The organism is Amycolatopsis sp. SID8362 (genome assembly GCF_010550475.1).
Lineage (GTDB): Bacteria > Actinomycetota > Actinomycetes > Mycobacteriales > Pseudonocardiaceae > Amycolatopsis > Amycolatopsis eburnea.
On record NZ_JAAGNB010000714.1, the window covers coordinates 1 to 1,466 of the forward strand.

Below are 1,466 nucleotides of genomic sequence, written 5' to 3' on the forward strand. Positions count from 1 at the left end.
GCCCGACGGCGGGTGCGCGATCGGCGGCTTCACGCGAGCCGCGCGAAGCCGGCCCAGTCCGCGATCGCGAACCGGGACCCGTCGCGCCGGACCTGCACCCCGCCGGGTCCGGGCAGGTGGGCCGGGAACACCAGCGCGCCCGTCTCGGCCGCCGCCCCGAGCAGCTTGTGCCGGGTCGCGCGCGCCTCGGCTTCGTCCTCGCAGAAGCACGAATTGACATCGGGCGCCACGATCTGCTGCGGGGTGTGCAGGAGATCGCCGGCGAACAGCGCGCGGTCGCCGCCGGATTCCAGGTGCAGCACCGAAGATCCCGGCGTGTGGCCGGGCGCGAGCTCGAGCCGGAGGTTGCCGTCGATCCGGTACGAGCCGTCCCACAGCTCCACGAGCCCGGCCTCGTGCACAGGTGCGACGCTGTCCTCGAAGACGTTCTGGTTCCCCCGGCCGAAGACGGACTTGTGCTCGTTGGCGGGGTTCCAGAAGTCGAAGTCGCGCCGCGGCACCAGGTACCGCGCGTTGGGGAAGGTCGGGACCCAGGTGCGGCCCTCGAGCCGGGTGTTCCAGCCGACGTGGTCGGTGTGCAGGTGGGTGTTGACCACTACGTCGACGTCCTCGGGCCGGACCCCGGCCGCCGCGAGCGTGTCGAGGAACGGGGTGTCGAGGTGCCCCCACAACGCGGCGTAGGGCCGTTCCTTGTGGTTGCCGGCGCCGGTGTCGACGAGGATCGTGCGGCCTTCGCTGCGCAGCAGCCAGGTCTGGACCGCCGCGCGGACCTCGTCGGTGCCGGGGTCCCAGAAGTCGGGTGCCAGCCAGTCGCGGTTCTCCTCCCACGAGGATCGCGTACTGGCGGGGAAGAACTCGGCCGGCGTCATGCCGACCGAGCCGGCGAACTCGGTGACGCGGGTGACGGTGACGTCCCCCAGCGTGATCTCTTCGGGAATCGCGTTCACGGTGGTCCTCAGTGGTGTCGCGGACGGGCTGACACCCCCAAGGTGCCGAGCGCGGAACCGGCGAACCAGACCCCGTTCTGCCTACCCACCACCGGGTCTGGTTACCGGCTCGAGCGGTGGGGCCGAGGCGAAGACCTCGTCGAAGCGATCACCGGCGTCCGCCGGGAGCGGGCCCGCGAAGTCGATGCCGACCTGGCCGGCGAGGTCGCGGGCGTGCAGGCGGACGGCGGCTTCGACCAAGCGCGCGTAGCCGTCGGTGGCGGTCCGCGTGCGCGTCCGGGCCGTGATCGCGAGCAGCACCGCGATCACCGCGGCGGGCCACCACCAGTAGCTCAGGGACAGGTAGAGCACCGCCCACGCGCCGAGCTCGCTCGCCCGCGTCATGCCGGTGCGGGCGGCGGTGATCTCGGCGCGCTCCTGCTCCGGCAGGACCAGCCACAGGTGCGGCCAGAGCAGCGCGACGTCGAGCCGGTGGTCGCGCAGCAGCCGCGCGGACACGCCGTGGATCCGGTCGCCGCT

General features: G+C 72.8%; 1 protein-coding gene and 1 pseudogene. Both read right to left on the reverse strand.

All coding sequences use genetic code 11. The annotated features are described in order from the left end of the window. Window positions 1-29 precede the first annotated feature (29 nt). Window positions 30-947: an MBL fold metallo-hydrolase gene (locus G3I65_RS21960; RefSeq protein ID WP_163046733.1), complete on the reverse strand. Its 918-nt coding sequence runs from the start codon at window positions 945-947 to the stop codon at window positions 30-32. A gap of 81 nt (window positions 948-1,028) precedes the next feature. Next, window positions 1,029-1,466: pseudogene (locus tag G3I65_RS21965) on the reverse strand (hypothetical protein); the annotation flags it as partial.